The organism is Enterococcus sp. DIV1421a, from assembly GCF_051711025.1.
In the GTDB taxonomy this organism is placed as follows: Bacteria; Bacillota; Bacilli; order Lactobacillales; family Enterococcaceae; genus Enterococcus_B; species Enterococcus_B hirae.
In genome coordinates this window covers 2,311,331-2,335,521 of the sequence record NZ_JBIOLU010000001.1, presented here as the reverse complement: position 1 = coordinate 2,335,521, position 24,191 = coordinate 2,311,331, and the positions used below count along the sequence as shown (strand labels likewise).

Sequence of the window (24,191 nt, the reverse complement as noted above, 5' to 3'; positions counted from 1 at the left end):
AGAGGGAAACGATTTTGGAAAAACAATCCATTTATGGTTTAACAATCGAAGAATTAACCAATTGGTTTTTAGAAAACGGCGAAAAAAAATTCCGTGCCGCCCAAGTGTGGGAATGGCTTTATCAAAAGCGTGTCAAAGACTTCTCCGAAATGACCAACTTGTCAAAAAACTTGATAACAAAGTTAACGGATCAGTTTGTGATCAATCCGTTAAAACAAATAGTGGTTCAAGAAGCAACGGATGGCACAGTCAAATATCTATTTGAATTACCAGATAAAAATATGATCGAAACAGTCTTGATGAGACAAGAATATGGATTATCTGTATGTGTGACGACACAAGTCGGCTGTAATATTGGTTGTACTTTTTGTGCAAGTGGTCTGTTAAAAAAGAATCGAGATTTGACAGCTGGAGAAATCGTGGCACAGATCATGATGGTTCAACACTATTTTGATGAACGACAAGAAGGAGAAAGAGTGTCCCATGTGGTTGTGATGGGCATTGGCGAACCGTTCGACAATTATGATAATGTCATGAACTTCTTACACATCATCAATGATGCCAAAGGGTTGGCAATTGGCGCACGACACATTACTGTTTCAACAAGTGGTTTGGCAAATAAGATCAAAGAATTTGCTGATAATGGGTTGCAAGTCAATTTAGCGATCTCATTACATGCACCAAATAACGAGATTCGGACCTCCATCATGCGGATCAATCGGAGTTTCCCAATTGAAAAATTGATGGCTGCAGTAGATGAATATCTTGAAAAAACCAATCGACGAATCACGTTTGAATACATCATGTTGAATCAAGTCAATGATCGTCCGGAGCATGCACAACAATTAGCGGATCTATTAAAAGACAAAAAGAAATTAACGTATGTGAATTTGATCCCTTATAATCCAGTCAGTGAACATGACCAATACTCTCGCAGTCCTAAAGCAGATGTGCTGAAATTTTATGATGTATTGAAAAAGAATGGCATCAATTGCGTGATCCGTAAAGAACACGGTACAGATATCGACGCTGCGTGTGGTCAATTACGGAGTAAACAAATGAAAAAAGAAAAAGCAACGACTAAATAGCATTAGCTAATATCCAGCATCTATGGAGAAGAAACAACAAAGACGACAAAGCCTTATGCTTTGTCGTCTTTTGCTGAGTTTTCTTAGAACCTCAATTTACTGTTTGTTCTTGCGGTTCATCCCAATGCCATACAATATCCATGAGAGAACAAAACAGGATAATGCATACAGAATATCTTTTGTCACGTTCAAGACAGCGAGACTTGAGATGATTGATAATGATAAAAATATCAGAAACTTTCTATTATTCATTATACCAAACATTTGATACTCATTAAGCCTAAAGCAGCAACTACTACTGGGATGGTAAATTCGGCACCAGCTACTTCAAAAACAAGAGCAGCTATTTCTTGCCATGCTTTTTTCTGGATCAATGCCCATAATCCACCAGCAGTTAGACTCATATAGATCGTATCTCCTACATACTCTTTAATACTCTTGCCCATACAATCGGTAAAGCCTCTTCCATTTATAGAATCGATTTCATGCATGGAGCGTTCATTTTCGAAAAATTGCTTAAATAGATAATATGAATTTGAGTTAATTTGTTCAGGAAATTGTGATTCAATTCTAGTGAAATTAATTCCGATAACTTCACCAACACTATTTTTTATTGGTGCTTTTTCAAACATAAACGCTAGCTCTTTAGCAATTTTGTTGATTTCTATTTGCTTTTGATCCTCAGATAATAGGGGTAATCGATTATTTTTGATATCCATACTCAATTGTTTTTGAAATTCTTCAGGGGAAGTACTCTCGTTGGCATAAACAACTGTACCTGTACTAATCAGTAGATTTAAAACCATCAAAAATGACATTGCCAAACAAAAAAATTTTGAATTTCTTGATACATGTAATTCCATCTATAATCACTCTCCTATTTTTTTGGTAACAAGCACTTGTTGTAATAATCTTAATAGAATATACATATTTATACATTAAATCAGTATTTAATTTTTATTAAAATATAATATTTATATCATTTGTTTTTTAAATTTTTTTATTTTTAAATTAAATTTTTGTCAACTTTTATATACAATATTTCTTTATTATAATTATAAAAAATAACGAAATGTATTGAAATGTTGGGTCTGGTATTTATTTATTATAAGATGCTTATATGTATTTTTATTTATTTCGAGAGAGTTAAACATAAAAATTGATATTTCGTTTTCTATTATCTATTTAAAAAAGCAAAATTTTAAAGTAAATCGTTTCTGTTATGACCTCCTTTACGGCGTTCAAGAAGCAACTCCTCAGCAATAAGCGATGATTTTCTAAAATATGAGAAGCTATTTTAAAAAATCCTCTCTTATTCGCTCGGAGCTGAACGCTTCTTTCACGACCTTATCCACGGCGTTCAAAGAGCTGCCCTTCGGTATTAAGTCAAAAAATCTCAAAACATGAAAAGCTGTTTCGAGATTTTCATCCTTAATACTCAGGGCAAACCGCTCTTTTCACGACCTTAAGCATAAACTTTTCTTTTTTCTTTCTAGTACTGCTAAAATAGGCAGAAAAGGGAGGGATAGCGATGATTATCAGTGAGTTTGATCGTGAGAATATTGTCTTGCGAGATCAGCTTGCAGATCTTTTAAGATTGACTTGGCCTGATGAGTATGGAACAGAGCCGATGAAAGAAGTCGAACAGTTGATGGCTCCAGAACGGATTGCTGTATCGGCGATTGAAGGGGAGGAATTGGTCGGTTTTGTTGGAGCGATCCCTCAATATGGCAAAACAGGGTGGGAGTTACATCCTTTGGTAGTAGCAAGCGCGCATCGCAAACAACAAATCGGGACACGATTGGTTTCCTATCTGGAAAAAGAAGTCGCTTCATATGGTGGCCTGGTCATCTATCTAGGGACAGATGATGTTGAAGGACAAACAAATTTAGTTGAAACGGATTTATTTGAAGATACCTTTGCAAAGTTACAAGAAATCAAAAATATCAATCATCATCCCTATACATTTTATGAGAAACTTGGCTATCAGATCATCGGTGTGATCCCAGATGCGAATGGGTGGAACCAGCCTGATATTTGGTTAGCAAAACGAGTGGCCAAAAGAGAGCCAACGGAATAAATTAAGACACTAATATTAGAGAAATGAACGATCCATTTTGTTCTCTAGTATTAGTGTTTTTTTGTTAGAATAAAAAATTATAATCTTTTTATGAGCTAAATCCGAACATTATAGCTGTTTTTACGATTTATTTTTTTTTGATGAAAATTATTTTATTTTTTTATCAAGTAGAAATAAAACCTTATAAAATAAGTGTATTTTCAGAAAAGAACAATAAATATTTCACTATAATGACATTATTTAAAAAAAAACCGAGAAAAAAGTATTGCTTTTTTAATAATTATTCATTAAACTCTTAAACAACTCAGAAAAAACTAATTATTCTGAAAATTTCGACAAAAGGGGTACGGGAAATGAAAAAGAAATGGGCATTTAGTGTTGTAGCCTTGAGTGGGCTGGTACTTGCAGGCTGTTATGGCGGAAGTGCAAATACAAAAAGTAGTAATTCAGCGAGTGGCAACTCTACAGATGGAGGCGGAGTATTCAATTTAGTCGTACCTCAAGAAATGCCAACAGCAGATTTATCGTTAGCAACGGATACAATTAGTTTTACTGCATTAAATAATGTGTATGAGGGAATCTATCGTTTAGATAAGGATAGTAAACCACAACCAGCAGGAGCGAGTGAGCTGGCAGAAGTTAGTGAAGATGGGTTGACTTACAAGATCAAATTGCGTGAAGACGCTAAATGGTCCAATGGTGATCCAGTAGTTGCGGCTGATTATGTTTATGGTTGGCAACGTACAGTGGATGCTGCCACAGCTTCTGAATATGCGTATCTTTTTGCTCCAGTAGCGAATGCAGAAGAAATCACAGCAGGCAAAAAAGATAAATCAGAATTAGGAATCAAAGCAGTAGGCGATCATGAATTAGAAATTACATTAACGAAACAAACGCCATACTTCCAATATTTACTTGCTTTCCCATTATTCTTCCCGCAAAAACAATCAGTGGTGGAAGAAAACGGTGATGCTTACGCTTCAGCAAGTGATAAAGCAGTATACAATGGACCGTTTACCTTAACAGATTTTGACGGACCAGGGACAGATACTGAATGGTCATACAAGAAAAATGATAATTATTGGGATAAAGATGCAGTGAAGTTATCTGAAATCAAAGTTAGCGTGGTCAAAGAATCTTCTACAGCGTTGAATCTCTTTAAAGACGGACAAGCAGATGACGTCATCCTTTCAGGGGAACTCGCTCAACAAAATGCGAATGATCCAGCATATACGTCAGTCAAAGAAGCACGTACGAGCTATATTGAGTTGAACCAACGTGAAGCTGATTCACCATTTAAAAATGTCAACTTAAGAAAAGCTATTTCATACTCAATCAATCGTGATGCGTTAGTGAAACAAGTTCTAGGAGATGGATCGGTTGTGTCAACTGGCTTGATCCCAGCGGATATGTCTAAAAATCCAGAAACAAATGAAGATTTTGCGAAAGAAGCAGGCAAACTTGTTTCTTACGATAAAGACAAAGCAAAAGAATATTGGGAAAAAGCGAAAAAAGAACTTGGCATTGATTCCCTTGAATTCAATTTGATGGCTTCAGATGATGATGCATCGAAAAAAGTGATCGAGTATATCCAAAACTCAATCCAAGAAAATTTAGATGGCGTAAAAGTTAAACCAACACCAGTCCCATTCTCTGTTCGTTTAGACCGTTCGTCTTCAGGAGATTTTGATACTGTATTAGGCGGTTGGGCAGCAGACTATGCTGATCCAAGCAGCTTTACGGACCTATTTGTTGCAGGTAACTCTTATAACCGTGGACAATGGAGTAATGCGGACTACGACAAAGTAGTAGATGACTCAGGGAATAAAGATGCGGGCGATGAGCAAGCACGTTGGGCGGATCTACAAGAAGCAACTAAAATCATGGCAGATGATATGGGTGTGATCCCAGTTTACCAAAAAGCTGAAGGACACTTAGTCAATGAAAAAATCAAAGGAATTGTCCATCACGCTGCAGGAGCTTCATGGGATTACAAATGGACTTATGTAGAAGAATAGGCAAACATTAAGACAAAAAAAGCGGACTAGAGATTAAGGCAGTTGTCTTAATCTCTCTCCACTTTTTAAAGGTTACGTATCATAGAAACGAAAAAATCACCAGCACGATAGAAAGAGCAAGCAAGATTCCGGCAATGATCAGCCAAAAGGTATACATACCATAGCTGGCAGACGAGAGTGAAGAAAATTCTGGTTTTTTCTTGCGGTTTCTTGTTCGGGCTAAATAGATCGATCGTTGAAAATGATCAAAGAAACCCGAGGAAAAAACCCATAAAAATCCGCCGATAATCAAAAACGGCATCGCACATAAAAATAAATCATTTGATAATTGAGTGAGTGTTAGTTGATGATTCAAACTATTTTTTACAATAATCAGGAGAATCAAGACACCAGCAATCAGGTAGGGAAGAGACTTCTTTTTCATCAGTTTGCTCCTTTATCTTTGGTTCATTCATTAATAATGTAGCGAAACATTTGTCAGAAGTCAAAAGCTAGGGGGAAACATTAGTGAATAGTTATCTAAAATATGTATTGAAACGTGTCTTCTTTATGGCCATTACGCTTTGGTTGATTGCCACAATCACGTTCTTCTTAATGCAATTATTACCAGGAACACCTTATACCAACCAAGAGCGCTTGAGTCCTGAAACGATCGCTATGTTGAATCAACAAGTTGGACTGGATAAACCTGTGATCGTCCAATATGGTATTTACTTGTCAAATTTACTTCAAGGAGATTTCGGTATCTCTTTCCAATTTAAAAATCAGCCTGTCGCTCATTTATTAGCTGGTAGAGTAGGTCCTTCATTACAACTAGGACTACAAGCGATTATTTTTGGAACAGTGATCGGTACGATCTTAGGAACGATTTCAGCAATGAAGCAAAACACTTGGGCAGATACTTCTTCCACGTTGGTTGCTATTTTGGGTCGCTCGATCCCTAACTTTGTTTTTGCAGTCTTATTACAATATATTTTTGCGATCCGCTTGCATGTACTGCCGATTGCTAAATGGGACGGCTTCATTTATACGATCCTTCCAACCATTGCATTGGCTATGTCACCTTTAGCCGATTCAGCTCGTTTTATCCGAACAGAAATGGTCGAAGTATTACACAGCGATTACGTGGAATTAGCGAGAGCCAAAGGATTAAGCCGTTGGGAGATCGCCTTTAAACATGGTCTTCGTAATAGTTTGATCCCATTAATGACATTGTTAGGACCGTTAGCAGTTGCTTTGATGACTGGTTCGTTAGTAGTCGAAAACATTTTTGCCATCCCCGGTATTGGTGAGCAATTCGTTAAATCGATCACGACGAATGATTATCCAACGATCATGGCAGTAACGATCCTTTACTCATTTATGTTGATCTTTGTGATTTTAGTCGTTGACCTGCTGTATGGTTTAGTTGATCCAAGAATCCGTGTTTCAGAAGGGAGTCGAAGCTAGATGGAACTGATACCAAAACGTTATGAAACAATAGCAGATATTCCTGCAGATAAATTTCTTCCGCTACAAAAAAACACTGAAGAAGAACGAGAACAAATTGCAGCTCCATCGCTAAATTTCATTCAAGATTCTTGGCGACGTTTAAAGAAAAACAAAGCTGCAGTCGTTTCGATGATTTTACTATCAGTGATCATTTTGATCTCGATCGTTACGATCTTTGTTTCGCCACACAACCCAACAGCACAAAATATTGATTACATCAATCTACCCCCACGTATTCCAGGGTTAAATATCGATGGATTGAATGGAAAAGCGATGGTTGGTGGTGAGTTAGTCGATAAATATGCCCAAGCAAATGTTCCAGCAAATGTGAATTTCTTTTTAGGAACGGATGGTCTAGGACGTGACGTATTAAGTCGGCTATTCATGGGAACACGAATTTCCTTACTGATCGCTTTTATTGCTGCATTATTAGATGTGACGATCGGTGTTGCTTATGGGCTGATTTCTGGTCTGCTAGGCGGACGAATCGACAACGGAATGCAACGTTTCTTAGAGATCTTATCTGGGATTCCTAATCTGGTAGTCATGATTTTAATGTTGGTTGTTTTTGAACCAGGTATTTTTTCCATCGTGGCAGCAATGGCGATCACGAACTGGATTCCGATGGCTCGTATCGTTCGAGCGCAAACCCTGAAACTGAAAGATCAAGAATATGTGTTAGCTGGTATGACATTAGGTGAATCGAAATTGAAAATTGCCTTCAAACATATTTTACCGAACATTTCCAGTGTAATCATTATTCAAATGATGTTTAGTATTCCATCGGCAATTTTCTTTGAAGCCTTTTTAAGTTTCATTGGATTGGGGCTAACGCCACCATCTGCTTCATTGGGAACAATGCTGAGTGATGGCTATAAAACTTTCTTGTACCTGCCATATCTATTATGGATCCCTGCGGCAACGTTGTCTGTTATCATGATCGGCTTCAATTTACTAGCGGACGGATTACGTGATGCCTTTGACCCTAAAATGAAAGAGTGAGGAATATGACAAAAGTTCTTGAAGTTAAAAATTTGCAAATCTCATTTGATACGTACGCTGGGAAAGTCCGAGCGATCCGTGGTGTCAATTTTCATTTAAACAAAGGCGAGACTCTAGCAATTGTTGGAGAATCTGGTAGTGGGAAATCAGTCACTACCAGAAGTATCATGAGATTGTTATCAAGTAATGCTACGATCGATTCGGGCGAGATTTTATTCAAAGGAAAAAATATTGTCGATCAATCAGAAAAAGCCATGCAAAAAATTCGTGGGAAAGAAATCGCAATGATTTTCCAAGATCCAATGACTTCTCTCGATCCTACGATGACGATTGGGAAACAAGTGGCTGAATCCTTGCGAAAACACAATAAAGTTTCGAAAAAAGAAGGACAAAAAGCAGCATTGGAATTACTAAACTTAGTCGGGATTCCTGAGGCTGAAAAACGGATCAACAGTTATCCTCACCAATTTTCAGGAGGACAACGGCAACGGATCGTCATTGCGATTGCGTTGATCTGTTACCCGGAGATCTTGATCGCTGATGAACCAACAACTGCATTAGATGTTACGATTCAAGCCCAGATTTTAGAACTGCTAAAAGAAATCCAAACGAAAATCGATACCTCGATTATCTTTATCACACATGACTTAGGTGTAGTAGCAAATGTAGCGGATCGGGTAGCGGTGATGTATGGCGGAAAGATCATTGAAGTCGGTACCTCGGAAGAAATTTTTTATCATCCGCAACATCCTTACACTTGGGGCTTGTTAGGTTCGATGCCGACCTTAGATAGTGCGAATGAACGACTTTATGCGATCCCAGGTTCACCACCTGATTTATTGAATCCACCTAAAGGCGATGCCTTTTATCCACGGAATGAATATGCCCTGCAGATTGATGCAGAAGAAGAACCACCATTTTTTGAATTATCAAAAACACATCAAGCAGCAACTTGGCTTTTAGCACCTCAAGCACCAAAAGTAGAGCCACCTGAAGAAATCAAACGTCGTTGGGCGATTTTTGAAGAAAAGCAAAAAGCGAATGGAGGGATGACGAATGCCAAAAAAACTGCTAGAGGTTAATGGTCTAAAACAATATTTCAATATTGGAAAGAAAAATGAAGTTCACGCAGTCAATGATATTAGCTTTCATATTTATGAAGGGGAAACCTTTGGCTTAGTTGGTGAATCAGGTAGTGGTAAATCAACCACTGGGCGGACAGTCATTCGCTTAAATGAACCGACCGATGGCGAGATTTTCTTTGATGGAAAAGATGTCACCAAGCTAAAAGGAAAACAAGAAATGGCTAAGTTTCGCCGTGAGGTTCAGATGATCTTCCAAGACCCTTATGCATCATTGAATCCCCGAATGAAAGTTCGTGACATCATTGCAGAAGGGATCGATGTCAATGGATTGGTCAAGTCTCCTGAAGAACGTTCAGAAAAAGTGGATGAGCTTCTTCGAACGGTAGGATTGAATCCGAGCCATGGTACACGTTATCCTCATGAATTTTCAGGTGGACAACGACAACGGATTGGGATTGCACGTGCCTTAGCAGTTAACCCTCGTTTTATTATTTGTGATGAGCCGATTTCGGCTTTAGACGTATCGATTCAAGCACAAGTGGTCAATTTATTACAGGATCTGCAAAAACAACAACAACTAACGTACTTATTCATTGCTCATGATTTATCCATGGTCAAACATATCAGTGATCGGATCGGTGTCATGCACAACGGTCGTTTATTGGAAATGGGAACAAGTGATGAGATTTACCACCATGGGGTTCATCCTTATACGGAAAGTTTATTATCTGCAATTCCACTACCAGATCCCGATCATGAAAGACAGCGGAAAAGAATCAAGTATCAACCAGAACCAGAAGATGGGCAAAAACGGACATTAAGAGAAATTGCCCCAGAGCATTTTGTCTATGCGACAGAGCAAGAAGTGGCTTATTACGCAAAAAAATTGAAACGGCAAAAAGAAGCGAGCTTACTTGTGACGTCTTAGGAGGTAAGTGCTGATGCTAAAAGCCTTTAAATTCCGAATTTATCCCACGGCTTCACAAAAGCAATGGTTTGTTCAAAATTTTGGCTGTGTTCGTTTTACGTATAACCACTTACTAAAAGCCCGTCAGGAAAGCTACGCTAAAACAGGTGTCATCGATTATACACTGACTCCTGCTTCTTTAAAAAAGCAATATGATTTTTTAAAAAAAGCAGACAGCTTAGCGCTTGCGAATGCACAACTAAATCTAGATCGTGCGTTTCGTAATTATTTTAAAAAACGTGCCAGTTTTCCAAAATTGAAAAATAAAAAAAGTATGTGGCAGTCTTATACAACAAATAATCAAAAAGGCACAATTTATTTGAAAGATAAGTATCTAAAACTGCCAAAACAGAAAGAACTCATTCAGGTAAACCTCCATCGACCGATCGAAGGAGAGATTCGTTCAGCGACGATCTCCTCACGGTATAATGAAGCTTTTTATGTTTCTTTACTCTGTGAGGTTTCAGCGAAAGAAATAACAGAGTCTCGTCGTTGGATCGGTGTGGCTTATGATCCGCAAAAACTAATCGAGACATCCTCTCCAGTTGATGTACCATTACCATTGTTGAAAAAAACTGAAAAAGAAATGCAGCTGGCTAAGAGAAAATTAGGGATTAAGGGACGGGCAGCTCAGAAACGAAAAGCTCGTTTGGAACGATCGAAGAACTATCAAAAACAAAAGCGTAAAGTAATGGATCTTTATTTAAAACAAAAATTTCAAAAAGAAAATTATTTGGAACAGTTATCTGGCAAATTGATTCGTTATTATGACTATTTGTTTGTAGAAGCTGTCCCTAATGAAACTTTCTTGTCAGACTTCTCACTTCAAGATTGGTATAAATTAGTGACTAAGCTGAGGTATAAAGCAAACTGGTATAATAAAACGTTGATTTTGATTAATATGAATGAACAAACCGATCCTTTAGTGATTAAAAAAAGTCTAGAACTAGAAAAAATCGGGAAACAAGTGATTTTTGAATAAATGAACTGGTAGGAGCGCTAGGGATCGCCTTGTTGATAAAAAACACTTGCTGTTTTTGTTTCTAGGAATTTTCTTCTCAAGAAAAGCTCACTAATTATGATAAACCAAACAAGGAGGTAATGACCTTTCTGGCTAACCTCTAAAATAAGCCGAAGAATACCAAAAGCATTGCTTTTGTGTAATTCTTCGGCTTATTTATGAGAAGTATTTATCCATCAGATGGTCATTAATGGGTGACTGATCAGGTATTTGCTGATTGCAGAAAAATCGAATAAAAATCTTTGGTATTTCAGCTTTCTGAAATCTTCACCTTATTCATAGTTTCCAGGCTTCAACTGATAAATCTTGGATGGACGACCAATTCCTACTGGTCGTTCACCAATTTCATCAAAGTATTGCAGCATCGCTTTTTTGAAATTTGAATGATCAATCATTTTAAAATCGATCCCTAAAAATTTTGCAAATACTTTTCGGGCTTCTGTGATCGTAAAATCTTTACCTAATACTTGTAAGACTTGTGGTTCATGTTCCATTTTATTTGTCACTCGATTAAATGCTTTCGTAATGATCTCACTATGGTCAAATGCTAAAGTATCTTTGCCAGAAGATTCACTTGTCAGTAAATCTAAAGAAATAGCAACTTCATCACTCGTTAGATGGATTTTGTTTCCTTGGCGTGTCAAGGTAAACCATCGGACTTCTTCTGCATCGTCACCAGCAATCAACGGTTCTTCACCAATAAAAGCCAAGTAACTGACAGTTACGACCCAGCCTCGAGGGTCTCGGTTCGGTGTGCTGAAGGTGTGTAGCTGCTCAATATTTTCCTGAGAAATCACGACACCCGTTTCCTCTTTGGTTTCACGTAAGACACTTTCACCAGTGGATTCATTCTTTTGGACAAAACCACCTGGTAAAGCCCATGAATTTCGGTAGGGATGCCCTTTTCTTTGGATCAGTAAAATTTTTAACTGGTCTTCTTCCTTGTTGTAACACATCAACACGATATCAACAGTCAAAGAAGGTTTGTCATATTCTGGGCGTTCTTGCTTTTGATACCAGTCAAGAAAATCAGCTTCACTTGCTTCATGTTCATAATATAACTTTTCCTCTTCTTTAGAAGCAAATTGTTTCATCTTTTAACCTCCTGATGACGTTCTTGTTTAAATATACTTTTATCTTATTTTAGCAGACTCCAAAAAAAAACCAAAGTTTTCCTTGGAGAAAGACTTCTATACTTAGATAGGGAATAAAAACGGTAGGAGTAAATTGAACAAGAAGAAAAGTAAATAGATCAGTAACAGTTTTCTATTTTCTTCACGAAGCGTTACATACCCACAAAAAATGATATAAAAATTGAGAACAAAACGAAAAACTTGGGTAAATAAAAGAAACTGATTCAAGCTTCCTTGGAGGTTAAAATAACCATATAATCGTATATAAAAATAGCTGAACAGCCAGTGTAACACTGAAAGCAGTGCAATACTGATTGTAAAATAAAGATGTTTTTTTTGCATAAAATTTCAGCCTTTCTTGGACAATGGAATGTCTATTAGTCGTAAACATAAACAACCGAGTTCAGATCCACTTGCTTTTGGGTTGTTATAAAAAGGTTTATTTAGAAGGGAGAACGATGTATTCTTCCTATAAGCAGCTACTAAGTCGAAACCATGTTTCATCAAAATAAAACAACAGAACTGCTACAAGATTCCGTGACATTGTGAGAGATAACCTACATGTAAACATGCTGCTTACTAAAAATGAAACTTACTGATTCCTAGGTTTCTTCTCACACACTATTAATTATTATAGCATGTTTTACTAGGAAAATAATAAAGAGGAAAGGCATTTGTTAGAGGGTAGCGAAAAAATCGTCGCAGTCTTTTTGATTTATGGTATACTAGCAAGGAAATGAATTCGCATCATGCGATAAAGGAGGAAGAGCCCCATGGCAGAAAAGGAAACTTTTTATATTACGACGCCAATCTATTATCCAAGTGGCAAACTGCATATTGGTAATTCGTATACAACGATTGCCTGTGATGCAGTTGCACGTTATAAGCGATTGATGGGCTTTGATGTGTTTTATCTAACTGGGGTGGATGAACACGGTCAAAAAATAGAAAAAAAAGCAGCAGAATTAGGTGTTGAACCACAAGCCTATGTCGATAAGATGGCTGCGGATGTGAAAAAACTTTGGAAAACGCTGGATATCAGTTATGACAAATTCATTCGAACAACGGATGATTATCATAAAGCGGCTGTTCAAAAAATCTTTGATCGTCTAGTTGAACAAGGCGATATTTATCTTGGCGAATATGAAGGCTGGTATTCTGTTTCGGATGAAGAATTTTTCACTGAAACACAATTAGCAGAAGTTTATAAAGACGAAGAAGGAAATGTAATCGGTGGGAAAGCTCCAAGTGGGCATGAAGTCGAATTAGTCAAAGAAGAATCTTATTTCTTCCGTATGAGCAAATATGCTGATCGTCTTTTAGAGTATTACCAAGAGCATCCTGAATTTATCCAACCAGAATCTCGTAAGAAAGAAATGATCAATAACTTTATCAAACCAGGGTTAGAAGATCTTGCTGTTTCCAGAACGACATTTAGTTGGGGGATCCCTGTGAAAGACGACCCTAAACATGTCGTTTATGTTTGGATCGATGCGTTATCCAACTATATTACTGCATTAGGTTACGGCTCTGATGATGATAGCTTATTCCAAAAATATTGGCCGGCAGATGTCCATATGGTTGGAAAAGAAATTGTCCGTTTCCATACGATCTATTGGCCGATCATGTTGATGGCATTAGATTTACCGTTACCGAAAAAAGTCTTTGGTCACGGTTGGTTGTTGATGAAAGACGGAAAAATGTCTAAGTCAAAAGGAAACGTTGTTTATCCAGAGATGCTAGTTGAACGTTATGGTCTCGATGCGCTGCGTTACTATTTACTTCGTGCTGTTCCATTTGGTTCAGATGGCGTATTTACACCAGAAGATTTTGTTTCTCGGGTCAACTATGACTTGGCGAACGATCTTGGAAACCTATTGAATCGTACCGTTGCAATGATCAATAAATATTGTGATGGGATCGTTCCTGACTATGCTTCTTTAGTGACGCCTTTTGATAGTGAATTATCAACAACAGCTGCAAATGTCGTCGGGCGATATCATGATGCGATGGAAAAAATGGAGTTCAATACGGCATTAGCTGAAATTTGGGTCTTGATTTCTCGTGCAAATAAATATATCGATGAAACAGAGCCATGGGTTTTAGTCAAAGACGAGGACAAGAAAAAAGAATTAGCGAGTGTAATGATCCATCTAGCAGAATCATTACGGATCACTGCGATCTTATTGCAACCGATCATGACAGAAACGCCAATTAAAATCTTTAATCAATTAGGACTAGACCCAGAAACGATGAATCTTCAAGGCTTGCACTTTGGAGAATTTCCTTCTGGAACAAAAGTAGTTGCTAAAGGTACGCCAATTTTCCCACGGTTGGACATGGAAGAAGAAATCAGCTATATCCAAGCGAAAATGTCTGAAGGAACACAAACGAATGAAGAATCAGTGAAATGGGACCCCGAAGAAACTGAGCTTGTTTCAACTAAAGACAAACAAATCAAATTTGATATATTTGAAAAAGTGGAATTAAAAGTAGCTGAAGTCATCAACTGTCAAAAAGTTGAAGGAGCAGATAAGCTATTGCAATTCCGTTTAGATGCGGGAGATAACCAAGACCGCCAAATTTTATCAGGTATCGCTGAATTTTATCCTGATCCAAGTGAATTGATCGGCAAAAAACTAGTGATCGTAGCGAATTTGAAACCACGTAAGATGCGTGGACAAATCAGTCAAGGGATGATTCTTTCTGCAGAAGCACCAGATGGCACGTTACAAGTAGTCGAAGCGCCAAAATCAATGCCAAATGGTTCAGAAATTGGGTAAGATGAACATCCATATGATTTAGGTCAATAATCAGTAAGCGTGAATGGTGAGCCAATCATCATAAAAAGTAGTGTAGTCAAATGATGTTGGTAAAGAATAATCTTAGAATAATTTGGACAGAAAGAAGAAATACTTCTTTCTGTCTTTTTTATTTGGTTGGTTTTAATAGGACGAATTATAAATCGTCGCAATAATTGTCCTTCTAATAAATGATCCTAGAGGAGACGACAAATAACAATGTGGATATTCTTCGGGCGTGTATTGAAGAGTATCTTTGCCAATCAATTAAATTTGCCATTATATTTTTTTGGGTTAAATTATTTTCCTCAAAATAGATAATTAGGTTTAGAATATTTAAAGTCCTTCGATAAGCTGAGTATAAGACATTTTGAGTCCTCCTATGAATTGATTCGTCAAATTAATTCTAAAGGATTCCAGGTGTCTTTTTTACCCTTTTACATCATAAAAAAGATGTTGGCGAATTTCATCGACATCAAAGTTCATCTTGTTACAATTAAACTACCATGATATAATTTAAGTAGTGTATTTGTAACGAAAGAAGAGGTAAGTAAATGCAAGATAAATTGAAAGAATTGTTGGCTATTCGCGATGGAAATTTATCTATGAAGGAAGCCAGAAAATTTGGAATCGCAGCAACCACTGTACAAAGATTGGTGAACCAAGGAAATTTGATCAAAGTTGATCGTGGTTATTATGTAGAGGATGGTCATGGAATAGATGATTTATTTTGGCTTCAGCAACGATTTTCCAGGGGAATCTTTTCTCATGAAACGACTTTAGATATTTACCAGCTTTCTACGAATATGCCGAAATTCATTCATTTAACTTTTCCCCATGGATACAATGTTGATCGTTCAATTACAAAAGAGCAGCAGTTACAATTTCATTTCGTGAAGAAAGAAGTTTATGAGCTAGGAAAAGTAGAGGGAACTTCCTTCCAAGGGAATCCTATTACTATGTATGATAAAGAGCGTACACTTTGTGATATTTGGAATCCGAGATATGAAATTGAATACGAAATGAAATTAGCAGCATTAAAAGAGTACATGGAAGATCCATTGAGAGATCCGAGCAAATTAAGAGATTATATGACAAAACTACATGTAGAAAAAGAAATGAAATACCACATGCAAAGCTTATATTAATGGAGGGAAAAGATGACACCGACACAATTTGCATCAAAAACCAGAAATTTAGCAAAGAGTACAGGGCTAAATGCACAGTTAGTACAACGGCATTTTATGATGGATCGTTTAATTGAACAAATTTCTGAATCAAAGTACAAAAATGACTTCATTTTGAAAGGTGGCTTTTTATTAGGATCAAAATATGGAATCGATAGAAGGACAACAATTGATATCGACACGACATTTAGAAATAGCAAATTAACTGAAGAAAAATTGAAGAATATTTTTAATGATTTGATTAGGAAGCCCACGAAAGAAGGTATTGTTTTCTCTATTCAAGGAATGAAGGAAACAAGAGAAGCCGATTTTTATCCTGGATTTCAAATTAAATTGGTGGCTAATTTAGAGAAAGTGCGTGTGCCGTTTAAAATGGACGTGACAACAGGAGATTCTATTTATCCTGAAGTAGATACACACTATCACCAATTAATGTTTGAAGATAAAAAAGTGGAGATTCCAGCTTATCCAACAGAACAAATTATTGCAGAAAAGCTAAGTGCTACGTTCAGCTTTGGTACAGATAATTCGAGAGTAAAAGATTACTATGACTTATTTACCATACCAAAATTAGAAAATATTGATACGAAAGAGTTATATAAAAGTGTTCGAAATACATTCACAAAACGTGGAGATACCGAATCTTTGTCTTTTTATTATGAAAGAGAAATGGAAAAGATCAGAGGAAACGACTACTTGGAAGAACAGTGGGAAAAATATCGTTCAGTTAACACGTTTGCGAAATCCATTTCATTTACAGATACAGTCAACGAAATTGAGCACCTAATGAAAAGCATGATTAAAATTGAAAAGTGAGAAACGAAGAGATTAAGCTGATAAATAATGTAACTTTAGAACGTATAGTACCATAACTAAGTTGAGCAATAGGAAATAAATCGCTAGTTAGTATTAGTACCAAATTGTGCTAAATTCTTATTTGGCAGTTATGTGAATCGCAAACTATTTTTACTATATATAATTCTAATGAACTGAAATATATTAAAAAAGATACACTTGGGAAATTTATTTCTTAGGAGGGGATTGTCATAAAGCAAATAGAGTTAGAAAGAATTGATACTACAGAAGCAGTAAAAATGTTTTCAAAATTAATTAAAGAAAAATAGACATTTTTTTTAAATGGAACTTGGGGATCTGGAAAAACTGAATTTTTAAATAGGGTAAGCAATCAAGCAGAAGAAAAAAATTTTATATTTTTAAAATTGTGGGAGTTGAAAGATGAGATTGTCGATAGTCATTCAAGAATGTCGTTTTGGACACACCGACATTTTTGAATGACTATTGACAGTCTTTATCAAAATTAGGACTTATTAACTTGATTTTAAACTGACGAAATTAATAATAAATTAATTAGGAGAATAAGCGATATAAATATTTTTTAAGCGAGGGTATTCGATTAAATCGATAGTAAACACTCCATCGTATGGGATAAGTTTATTTGATTTCAAAGATTTATTTTTTGTTTTATAGAGGCTAACTGTCATTTCGTCAGCACCACTTTCTACATAATACCCAGCTTCATTTCCTGTGATATGTAAAATAATTTTTAATTGATGGTCTTCAAGAAAAACTTCCTTTATTTCATGTTTCTTTAAGGTGGAAATTTCAGAATTTTTTGGAAGAACATCCTTAACAAAAATTATCGTAGGTTTTTTTGGATATAAAAGAAAAATGATAGTCCCAATAGCCACTAATAGTAATCCAGCCAAAATAACAGAGATCTTTTTTATCTTTTTTTTCTTTGTTAAATCATTATCCACGGCTTCCATTATTTTTTGATCTTCATTCAAAAGATAATCAAGAGATACACCTAAAACATTAGATATATCAATAATTGTTTGAATATCGGGATAATTTCTACCAATTTCCCAATTTGAAATCGCTGAACGACTTACATTTAACTGTTCAGCCAAATCCGCTTGGGTCAAATTCATTTTCTTCCTTTCTTGTTTTAACAGTTTTCCAAATTCCATAAAAACCTCCTATATTTCTTTTTCCTTTTTAATTATATTTAAACATAAAAAGAGGTACAATTAGTCAGAAATTGTGGAATATGACCATTATCATGATGTCACAGATTGTGACTTCATACAATCGAGATAACCAAGTTTTTGTAAACGATTTCAAAAGACGGAAAATAACAAAGCTGATATTTATGTAAAATGAATCAATTTTTAGGAGACTATTTTATAAATATGTAATACTTGTTCTAATCATATGATTAGCATTAAATAAACGCGGACGTCCATACGCCATTTTCTCTTTATTTTTTAGGTTGACACAATTAAGCTTTAAGAATATACTCTAAACGAATTGAATATTTCTTCGGGGCAGGGTGTAATTCCCGACCGACGGTGACGAGTTTACTCGAAGTCCGTGACCCACATTTTTGTGGTTGAGCCAGTGAGAATCTGGCACCGACAGTTAAAGTCTGGATGGGAGAAGAAAAATCGACTGAAGATCGGTTTTATTTGTATTAAAATCGATTATCTTTAGGTTTATTTAGTTATGCCCTGTGAATAATTTCGCAGGGCTTTTTTTGTTGAAAGGGGGAATTTATATGCACCAGTCTTTCATGATGGCTGCGATTGAAGAGGCAAGAAAAGGAAAGGGAAATACCTTTACCAATCCATTAGTTGGAGCAGCGATTGTAAAAGAAGGAAAGCTACTCTCACTAGGTGCCCATTTACAATATGGCGAGTCCCACGCTGAAGTAAATGCTATTCAAAATTGTGATTCCCCCGAAGAACTGTTTAATTCAACTCTATATGTTACCTTAGAACCTTGTAACCACCAAGGGAAACAGCCGCCTTGTACGCAAGCCATTATTCAGTCTGGTATCTCAACGGTAGTCATAGGTCAGCTTGACCCAAATCCTTTAGTAGCAGGAAAAGGGAAAGAATTTCTACAAAAGCATGGAATCAAAGTAATTGTAGGTGTGGAAGAAGAGAAATGTAGAGCACTGAACCCTTTTTATAACCATTTTTTTGAAAGGGATCGTCCCTATATCACATTAAAACAAGCTATTACACTAGATGGAAAGATTTCTTTAAAAGAAGGTTCGCGGTACTCAATAACAGGTACAGAGGCAATCTCAAGAGTACGGAAAGAGCGAGGAGAACATCAAGGAATTGTAGTGGGAAGCGAAACCGTTCTAGTTGATAACCCTATTTTGTTGCCTGATATCGTAACTAACTTTCCACCAGTGCGCATTGTTTTGGATCGTAGAGGGCGGATTCTTAAAAATCCTAAACTCAATCTTTTTCAAACGACAACAAATCCAGTCTGGATATTTACGGAAAACCCTAAGCTAAAGGAACTGTTTCCCCATGTAACTATTTTTTATACGCCTAAGTTTTCTTTTACCTTCTTTATTGAGACCATGAGAAAAAGAGGTGTTCAGTCGCTGTATATAGAAGGTGGAGCGAAAATTCATGATGCTTTTTTAGCAGAAAATCTCTGGGATGAAGTCATCAGTTATATTGCGCCCAAACTTTTTGGTGGAAAAAGTCCGATGTCCTTTCATAGTGAACGTTTAGTTTCTAAAGAACAACAATTAGTATTTTTGGAAGTTGAACAGCTTGGAAAAGACATTCGAGTTAGGGGGAAACGAAAGCAATGTTCACAGGATTAATCGCCGAGCAAGGAAAAGTCAAAGAAATTAGACGAAACCAACAAATGATCCAACTCACTTTCCAAGCTTCAAACAGTATACTAAGTGATTACAAAATTGGAGATAGCATGGCAGTCAATGGCGTGTGTTTAACTGCTATTGAGGTTTCAAGCACATTTTTTAAAGCTGAAATAATGCCTGAAACTTTTAAACGGACTACTTTCTCCACCGTAAAAGTTGGAGAGAGGGTAAATCTAGAACGAGCAGTTTTGATGACGCAACGCTTTGAAGGACATTTTGTTTCGGGACATATTGATACTGTTACAAGATTTATCAAAAAAATAGAGAATCAAAACGCATTAATTTTGACGTTTGCTTATCCAACCAAATATGCAGGTGAAATCATTCCGCAAGGATCAATTGCAATTAATGGAGTAAGTTTAACAGTTACGGATACTACAGCAGCAAGCTTTTCAGTTAGTCTGATTCCACATTCTAAATCCTTAACAAATCTGGGGAATTTAGGTGTAGGACATCTTGTGAATATAGAAACGGATATCGTTGGGAAATATGTAAAGGCACAGAGAAATAAATTTGAAATGTACAAGGAGAAGGACTTACTATGAGTAATATTACTGAAGCAATCAAGACTTTGAAAAAGGGTGGTCTAATCATTGTAGCTGATGATGAAGATAGAGAATCAGAAGGAGATTTGGTTGGTTTAGCCGAATATGTGACACCTGAGGCAGTAAATTTCATGACCAAATTTGGTCGAGGATTAATCTGTGCGCCAATATCGAAGAAGATTGCGCAACGCTTATCTTTAGGAGAAATGACAACTCATAATACTGATGCGTTTGGTACAGCTTTTACGATTAGTGTGGATCATAAACATACGAAGACTGGTATTTCAGTATTTGATCGAGCTACTTCCATTAAAGCATTGGCTGATCCTCATTCGAAATCAAGTGATTTTCTTAGACCAGGACATATTTTTCCTTTGATTAGTGTAGATGGCGGAACGCTTATACGTCGAGGACACACCGAAGCTGCAATTGATTTAGCCAAATTAGCTAATAGTGTAGAGGCTGCTTATATCTGTGAGATTCTGAAAGAAGATGGAACGATGGCAAGAATGAAAGATTTGACCCGTTTATCTGAAGAATGGCAATTACCCTTAATTACGATTGAAGAGTTGGCAAATTATTTAGAAGAAAATAGTCATATAACCGTAAATTTACCGACAGATTATGGTGATTTCAAATTGACTATTTATGAAGACGAAGAAAAACGGGAGCATCTATTGTTAACAAAGGGAGATATTCAAAATAGTCAGTTTCCTACATTAGTCCGAGTTCATTCGGAATGTCTAACTGGTGATGTCTTCGGGTCTCAGCGTTGCGATTGTGGGGAACAGTTACATGAAGCGATGAGAATGATCGAGGAAGAGGGGACTGGAGCTATTCTTTATCTTCGTCAAGAAGGCCGCGGAATCGGATTGAGGAATAAGTTAAAAGCGTATCAATTGCAGGAAAAAGGATTGGATACTTATGAAGCAAATACTGAATTGGGTTTTGCTCCGGATGAACGGGATTATCACTTTGCAGCAGAAATTTTAAAATCAATTGGTGTAACGTCCATTCGTTTACTTACAAACAATCCCGATAAAGTAATAGAGTTACAACAAGATGGAATTACGATTGTCGATAGGGTACCAATTGAAACCGTTCCGAAAAAGGAAAACCAAGCCTATTTAAAAACAAAAAAAGATAAGTTTCACCATTACTTATCAGTATAAAAATAAAGGAGCAAGAAAATGACAATTTTTGAAGGAAATTATTCTCCAAAGGATCTTCGAATCGGAATTGTAGTCGCGCGTTTTAATGAATTTATCAATCAAAAATTATTACAAGGAGCATTGGATAATTTAAAAAGGCACGGTGTGAAAGAAGAACAAATTGATATTTATTGGGTACCAGGAGCTTTTGAAATTCCTTTTATTACCAAAAAGCTCAGCAAAAAGGACAGTTACGATGGGTTGATTACGTTGGGGACAGTTATCAGAGGTGCAACTACTCATTATGAATTGGTTTCCAATGAGGTAGCCAAAGGAGTCGCACATATTAACCTGGAGTCCAATATTCCAGTGATGTTCGGGGTATTAACCACGGAATCCATTGAACAAGCAATTGAACGAGCAGGGACGAAAGCAGGGAATAAAGGCAGTGAAGCTGCGCAAGGGTTAATTGAGATGATTTCTCTTTCACAACAAATTTAAGAATTCCTATTTTTTAGAGTATGATGAGTTTACTGTGTAAATAGCATCCCATCAGTTTATTAAATGTAACAAACGTAAATATTAATCTTAGTATGTTTTGCCTGGAATAGATACATTAAAGCGACCACCTAAAGTTAGAGCAAAAAATCTAACTTTAGGTGGTCGCTATACAAATTGACACTATTTTTTTGAGGGTATTTTTTTGAATCGCTCTTTTAAACGAGTTGGTAACAAGAAACTTAAAAGAGTAAAAGGTATCGATACAATGTACCAAAAAATCGTTCGGCCAATCCCATAGCGTTGGTAAAGTTTTTGCAACATCAAATGGAGTAGCACTAACCCAGCGAATAAACTGCTATAAAGGAACCAAGGATTATCGAGATGTGAGAGCGTTCTTAACGACATGATCGTTGCAGGGTAAAAATAAAAGAAACCAGCAACTAAAGTGACTCGCCAATTTTTGGTGAAAGTACTGAGATTCAATAGAAAGAAAAGCGCAGATAAAATGATACCTAGAGGAGGAAAAAGGCTGATTAAAAAAGCATAAATGGCTCCCCATAGAATCATTCCGGAACCTTTGATCAGTGCAACGAGCAGAATCAAGCTAAACAACAAAAGCAACTGTTGAGTGAAAGTAGCAAGAATGAATGTCCCGAACAAAATCAGTATGAACCAATGCCAAAGTGATTGTTGTTGTGATTTTCTGGAAATGGCAAAATGATCCTTTAGGAAAGATGCCAGTTTTGGGTAAGAACGATTAAATTCCATAATTGGTCCTCCTTTATCTAACCTACATTAATTATAATTGAGGTGAATGGAGGATTCATAGGTCTAAGGTGGTATCTTTCAATAAATTTACTGAAAAAAATGATGGTAAAACAAAATATTCTCCGTTATACTGAAAATTATATTAAAAACTGCGGGGAAAAGGGGAATGTGAATGAAAGGCAAGTTAAAACGAGAGATCAACTTATTTGGCGCATTAGCAACTGTTATGGGAACTGTAATTGGGGCAGGAGTTTTCTTTAAAACAGCGGCTGTTACGGCAAGTACACAATCGACTAGTTTGACCTTATTGGCATGGCTATTAGGAGGATTTTTAACGATCTGTGCTGGTCTAACGGTAGCTGAGTTGGCAACTGCGATCCCAGAAACGGGTGGTGCAGTCAAATATATTGAAGCCGCTTATGGAAAATTACCGAGCTTTTTACTGGGTTGGTCCCAAAGCTTGATTTATTTTCCAGCGAATATTGCGGCACTTTCGATTATTTTTGCGACACAAATGACGAACTTATTACAAATATCTACGGATTATCTTCTATTAATTGCGATTATTACTGCTATTTCTGTTACTGGTTTGAATTTACTAGGAACAAAAGTGGGTACGACTGTCCAGTCTGCGACACTGATTATCAAATTGATTCCATTAGCTGTCATCGTTATTTGGGGACTGTTGACACCAGGTAGTGGAACGATCCAACTATTCCCATTTGAAGCAGGGAAAGATGTGTCGTTTGCAGAAGGCTTAAGTAGTGCTTTACTAGCAACTTTATTCGCTTATGATGGCTGGCTTGGTGTCGGCGCAATGGCGGGGGAAATGAAACGTCCCGAAAAAGATTTACCTAAAGCAATTATTTTAGGGTTAAGTTTTGTAACAGTGGTTTACTTATTGATCAACTTTGTTTTCTTAAAAACTCTGCCAATTGATCAGATTGCAGGTAACCTTAATGCAGCATCTGATGCATCAGCGGTTATTTTTGGAAATATCGGTGGAAAGATCGTGACGATCGGTATCTTGATTTCTGTTTATGGGGCACTGAATGGGTACACGTTGACCGGAATCCGTATTCCTTATGCGATGGCTTTGGAAGGTGAGTTACCTTTTAGTAAACAGTTAACGAAATTATCAAAAAAATTCACAGTGCCATATGTTCCAGCACTTTTTCAATTAGTGATTGCGTGCATTATGATGAGTTTAGGTTCATTCGACTTTTTAACTGATATGCTAATTTTTGTTATGTGGCTGTTTAGCTTATTGATATTTATTGGTGTATTTGTTTTAAGAAAAAAACAACCAGACTTACCAAGACCATACAAAGTACCTTTGTATCCCGTGATTCCATTGATTGCAATCTTTGGCGCTGTCTTTATTTTAGGGATGACTTTATTTACTCAAACAGCTTTGGCAATGATCGGGATCGTTGTCACATTACTAGGTATCCCAGTGTATTATTACAAGAAAAAACAAGAAGCGCGTTAATTTAATAGTCATGTAAAAGGACTTAAGAGAGGGAACTTGCTTAAGTCCTTTTATTTACAACTAGAAATTTGCATTTCAATAAATTTGACCTGATTTTTGTCTTTCCTACTTCTGCCATAGCCACTTATATGCTAAAGTAATGAAGAAAA

At 36.5% G+C, this 24,191-nt stretch carries 22 protein-coding genes, 1 pseudogene and 1 riboswitch; of the genes and pseudogenes, 17 read left to right on the top strand and 6 right to left on the bottom strand.

The window, feature by feature from the left end; translation table 11 throughout:
- The first annotated feature begins 14 nt into the window (after positions 1 to 14).
- A complete protein-coding gene (gene rlmN, locus IGK21_RS10585) occupies positions 15 to 1,088 on the top strand; it encodes a 23S rRNA (adenine(2503)-C(2))-methyltransferase RlmN (protein ID WP_010737151.1) in 1,074 nt (357 codons plus the stop codon).
- Positions 1,089 to 1,339: 251 nt separating this feature from the next.
- Here the strand turns inward: rlmN and IGK21_RS10580 are convergent, their stop codons facing one another.
- Positions 1,340 to 1,951, bottom strand: a complete 612-nt coding sequence (locus IGK21_RS10580; protein WP_034700628.1) for a hypothetical protein — start codon at positions 1,949 to 1,951, stop codon at positions 1,340 to 1,342.
- A gap of 668 nt (positions 1,952 to 2,619) precedes the next feature.
- Here IGK21_RS10580 and IGK21_RS10575 point away from each other — a divergent pair.
- Both IGK21_RS10575 and IGK21_RS10570 read left to right on the top strand, forming a co-directional pair.
- On the top strand, positions 2,620 to 3,168 hold the full coding sequence (locus tag IGK21_RS10575; RefSeq protein WP_034700626.1) for an aminoglycoside 6'-N-acetyltransferase: 549 nt from the start codon (positions 2,620 to 2,622) through the stop codon (positions 3,166 to 3,168).
- 353 nt (positions 3,169 to 3,521) lie between these two features.
- The gene (locus IGK21_RS10570) at positions 3,522 to 5,186 is read left to right on the top strand and encodes a peptide ABC transporter substrate-binding protein (protein ID WP_438719360.1); all 1,665 of its coding nucleotides are present in this window, start codon (positions 3,522 to 3,524) and stop codon (positions 5,184 to 5,186) included.
- Positions 5,187 to 5,265: 79 nt separating this feature from the next.
- Here the strand turns inward: IGK21_RS10570 and IGK21_RS10565 are convergent, their stop codons facing one another.
- On the bottom strand, positions 5,266 to 5,610 hold the full coding sequence (locus IGK21_RS10565; protein WP_010720788.1) for a DUF3899 domain-containing protein: 345 nt from the start codon (positions 5,608 to 5,610) through the stop codon (positions 5,266 to 5,268).
- A gap of 83 nt (positions 5,611 to 5,693) precedes the next feature.
- On the opposite strand from IGK21_RS10565, the gene opp3b reads away from it, so the two are divergent.
- From opp3b to IGK21_RS10540, 5 genes are read left to right on the top strand one after another with little or no spacing between them, the layout of a single operon-like run.
- On the top strand, positions 5,694 to 6,635 hold the full coding sequence (gene opp3b / locus IGK21_RS10560) for an oligopeptide ABC transporter permease (protein WP_010720787.1): 942 nt from the start codon (positions 5,694 to 5,696) through the stop codon (positions 6,633 to 6,635).
- The gene (locus tag IGK21_RS10555) at positions 6,636 to 7,679 is read left to right on the top strand and encodes an ABC transporter permease (protein ID WP_010737155.1); all 1,044 of its coding nucleotides are present in this window, start codon (positions 6,636 to 6,638) and stop codon (positions 7,677 to 7,679) included.
- 5 nt (positions 7,680 to 7,684) lie between these two features.
- Positions 7,685 to 8,761 carry an ABC transporter ATP-binding protein gene (locus IGK21_RS10550; RefSeq protein ID WP_010720785.1) on the top strand — a complete coding sequence of 359 codons (1,077 nt, stop codon included), beginning with the start codon at positions 7,685 to 7,687 and terminating at the stop codon, positions 8,759 to 8,761.
- A complete protein-coding gene (locus IGK21_RS10545; protein ID WP_010720784.1) occupies positions 8,736 to 9,692 on the top strand; it encodes an ABC transporter ATP-binding protein in 957 nt (318 codons plus the stop codon). Before IGK21_RS10550 ends, IGK21_RS10545 begins: the two co-directional genes overlap by 26 nt.
- A 13-nt stretch (positions 9,693 to 9,705) precedes the next feature.
- Entirely contained in the window at positions 9,706 to 10,713 is a 1,008-nt protein-coding gene (locus IGK21_RS10540; protein ID WP_034700625.1) for an RNA-guided endonuclease TnpB family protein, read from the top strand.
- 311 nt (positions 10,714 to 11,024) lie between these two features.
- On the opposite strand, the gene IGK21_RS10535 is transcribed toward IGK21_RS10540, so the two are convergent.
- Together IGK21_RS10535 and IGK21_RS10530 are read right to left on the bottom strand one after the other, a co-directional pair.
- Positions 11,025 to 11,846 (bottom strand): NUDIX domain-containing protein, encoded by an 822-nt coding sequence (locus IGK21_RS10535; protein ID WP_010737158.1) that lies wholly within the window; start codon positions 11,844 to 11,846, stop codon positions 11,025 to 11,027.
- A 102-nt stretch (positions 11,847 to 11,948) separates the two neighbouring features.
- Positions 11,949 to 12,227 (bottom strand): hypothetical protein, encoded by a 279-nt coding sequence (locus IGK21_RS10530; RefSeq protein ID WP_010720781.1) that lies wholly within the window; start codon positions 12,225 to 12,227, stop codon positions 11,949 to 11,951.
- Positions 12,228 to 12,658: 431 nt separating this feature from the next.
- Here IGK21_RS10530 and metG point away from each other — a divergent pair, with 431 nt between their 5' ends.
- The 4 genes and pseudogenes from metG to IGK21_RS10510 all read left to right on the top strand — a co-directional run.
- Positions 12,659 to 14,668: a methionine--tRNA ligase gene (metG, locus tag IGK21_RS10525; RefSeq protein ID WP_094940090.1), complete on the top strand. Its 2,010-nt coding sequence runs from the start codon at positions 12,659 to 12,661 to the stop codon at positions 14,666 to 14,668.
- 572 nt (positions 14,669 to 15,240) lie between these two features.
- The gene (locus tag IGK21_RS10520) at positions 15,241 to 15,834 is read left to right on the top strand and encodes a type IV toxin-antitoxin system AbiEi family antitoxin domain-containing protein (protein ID WP_034700624.1); all 594 of its coding nucleotides are present in this window, start codon (positions 15,241 to 15,243) and stop codon (positions 15,832 to 15,834) included.
- Positions 15,835 to 15,846: 12 nt separating this feature from the next.
- Positions 15,847 to 16,689, top strand: a complete 843-nt coding sequence (locus IGK21_RS10515) for a nucleotidyl transferase AbiEii/AbiGii toxin family protein (RefSeq protein ID WP_181915099.1) — start codon at positions 15,847 to 15,849, stop codon at positions 16,687 to 16,689.
- Positions 16,690 to 17,009: 320 nt separating this feature from the next.
- A pseudogene (locus tag IGK21_RS10510) lies at positions 17,010 to 17,165 on the top strand (P-loop NTPase fold protein); the annotation flags it as partial.
- 72 nt (positions 17,166 to 17,237) lie between these two features.
- Here the strand turns inward: IGK21_RS10510 and IGK21_RS10505 are convergent.
- Positions 17,238 to 17,864, bottom strand: a complete 627-nt coding sequence (locus IGK21_RS10505; protein WP_010720777.1) for a helix-turn-helix domain-containing protein — start codon at positions 17,862 to 17,864, stop codon at positions 17,238 to 17,240.
- Positions 17,865 to 18,208: 344 nt separating this feature from the next.
- A riboswitch (FMN riboswitch) is annotated at positions 18,209 to 18,342 on the top strand.
- A 109-nt stretch (positions 18,343 to 18,451) separates the two neighbouring features.
- Between IGK21_RS10505 and ribD the strand changes: the two genes are divergently transcribed.
- Genes ribD through ribH form a run of 4 tightly spaced genes read left to right on the top strand, consistent with a single transcriptional unit; the run spans position 18,452 to position 21,782 of the window.
- Positions 18,452 to 19,525, top strand: a complete 1,074-nt coding sequence (ribD, locus tag IGK21_RS10500) for a bifunctional diaminohydroxyphosphoribosylaminopyrimidine deaminase/5-amino-6-(5-phosphoribosylamino)uracil reductase RibD (RefSeq protein WP_053766320.1) — start codon at positions 18,452 to 18,454, stop codon at positions 19,523 to 19,525.
- Entirely contained in the window at positions 19,510 to 20,130 is a 621-nt protein-coding gene (gene ribE, locus IGK21_RS10495) for a riboflavin synthase (protein ID WP_438719354.1), read from the top strand. The genes ribD and ribE overlap by 16 nt, the downstream gene beginning before the upstream one ends.
- Positions 20,127 to 21,302: a bifunctional 3,4-dihydroxy-2-butanone-4-phosphate synthase/GTP cyclohydrolase II gene (locus IGK21_RS10490; RefSeq protein ID WP_034700614.1), complete on the top strand. Its 1,176-nt coding sequence runs from the start codon at positions 20,127 to 20,129 to the stop codon at positions 21,300 to 21,302. The genes ribE and IGK21_RS10490 overlap by 4 nt, the downstream gene beginning before the upstream one ends.
- Positions 21,303 to 21,320: 18 nt before the next feature.
- Complete coding sequence (gene ribH, locus IGK21_RS10485) at positions 21,321 to 21,782, top strand: 6,7-dimethyl-8-ribityllumazine synthase (RefSeq protein ID WP_010720773.1); 462 nt, start codon at positions 21,321 to 21,323, stop codon at positions 21,780 to 21,782.
- Positions 21,783 to 21,962: 180 nt separating this feature from the next.
- On the opposite strand, the gene IGK21_RS10480 is transcribed toward ribH, so the two are convergent.
- The gene (locus IGK21_RS10480; RefSeq protein WP_034700613.1) at positions 21,963 to 22,550 is read right to left on the bottom strand and encodes a hypothetical protein; all 588 of its coding nucleotides are present in this window, start codon (positions 22,548 to 22,550) and stop codon (positions 21,963 to 21,965) included.
- Positions 22,551 to 22,722: 172 nt separating this feature from the next.
- Here IGK21_RS10480 and IGK21_RS10475 point away from each other — a divergent pair, with 172 nt between their 5' ends.
- Positions 22,723 to 24,042, top strand: a complete 1,320-nt coding sequence (locus tag IGK21_RS10475) for an APC family permease (protein WP_034700612.1) — start codon at positions 22,723 to 22,725, stop codon at positions 24,040 to 24,042.
- Positions 24,043 to 24,191 lie beyond the last annotated feature (149 nt).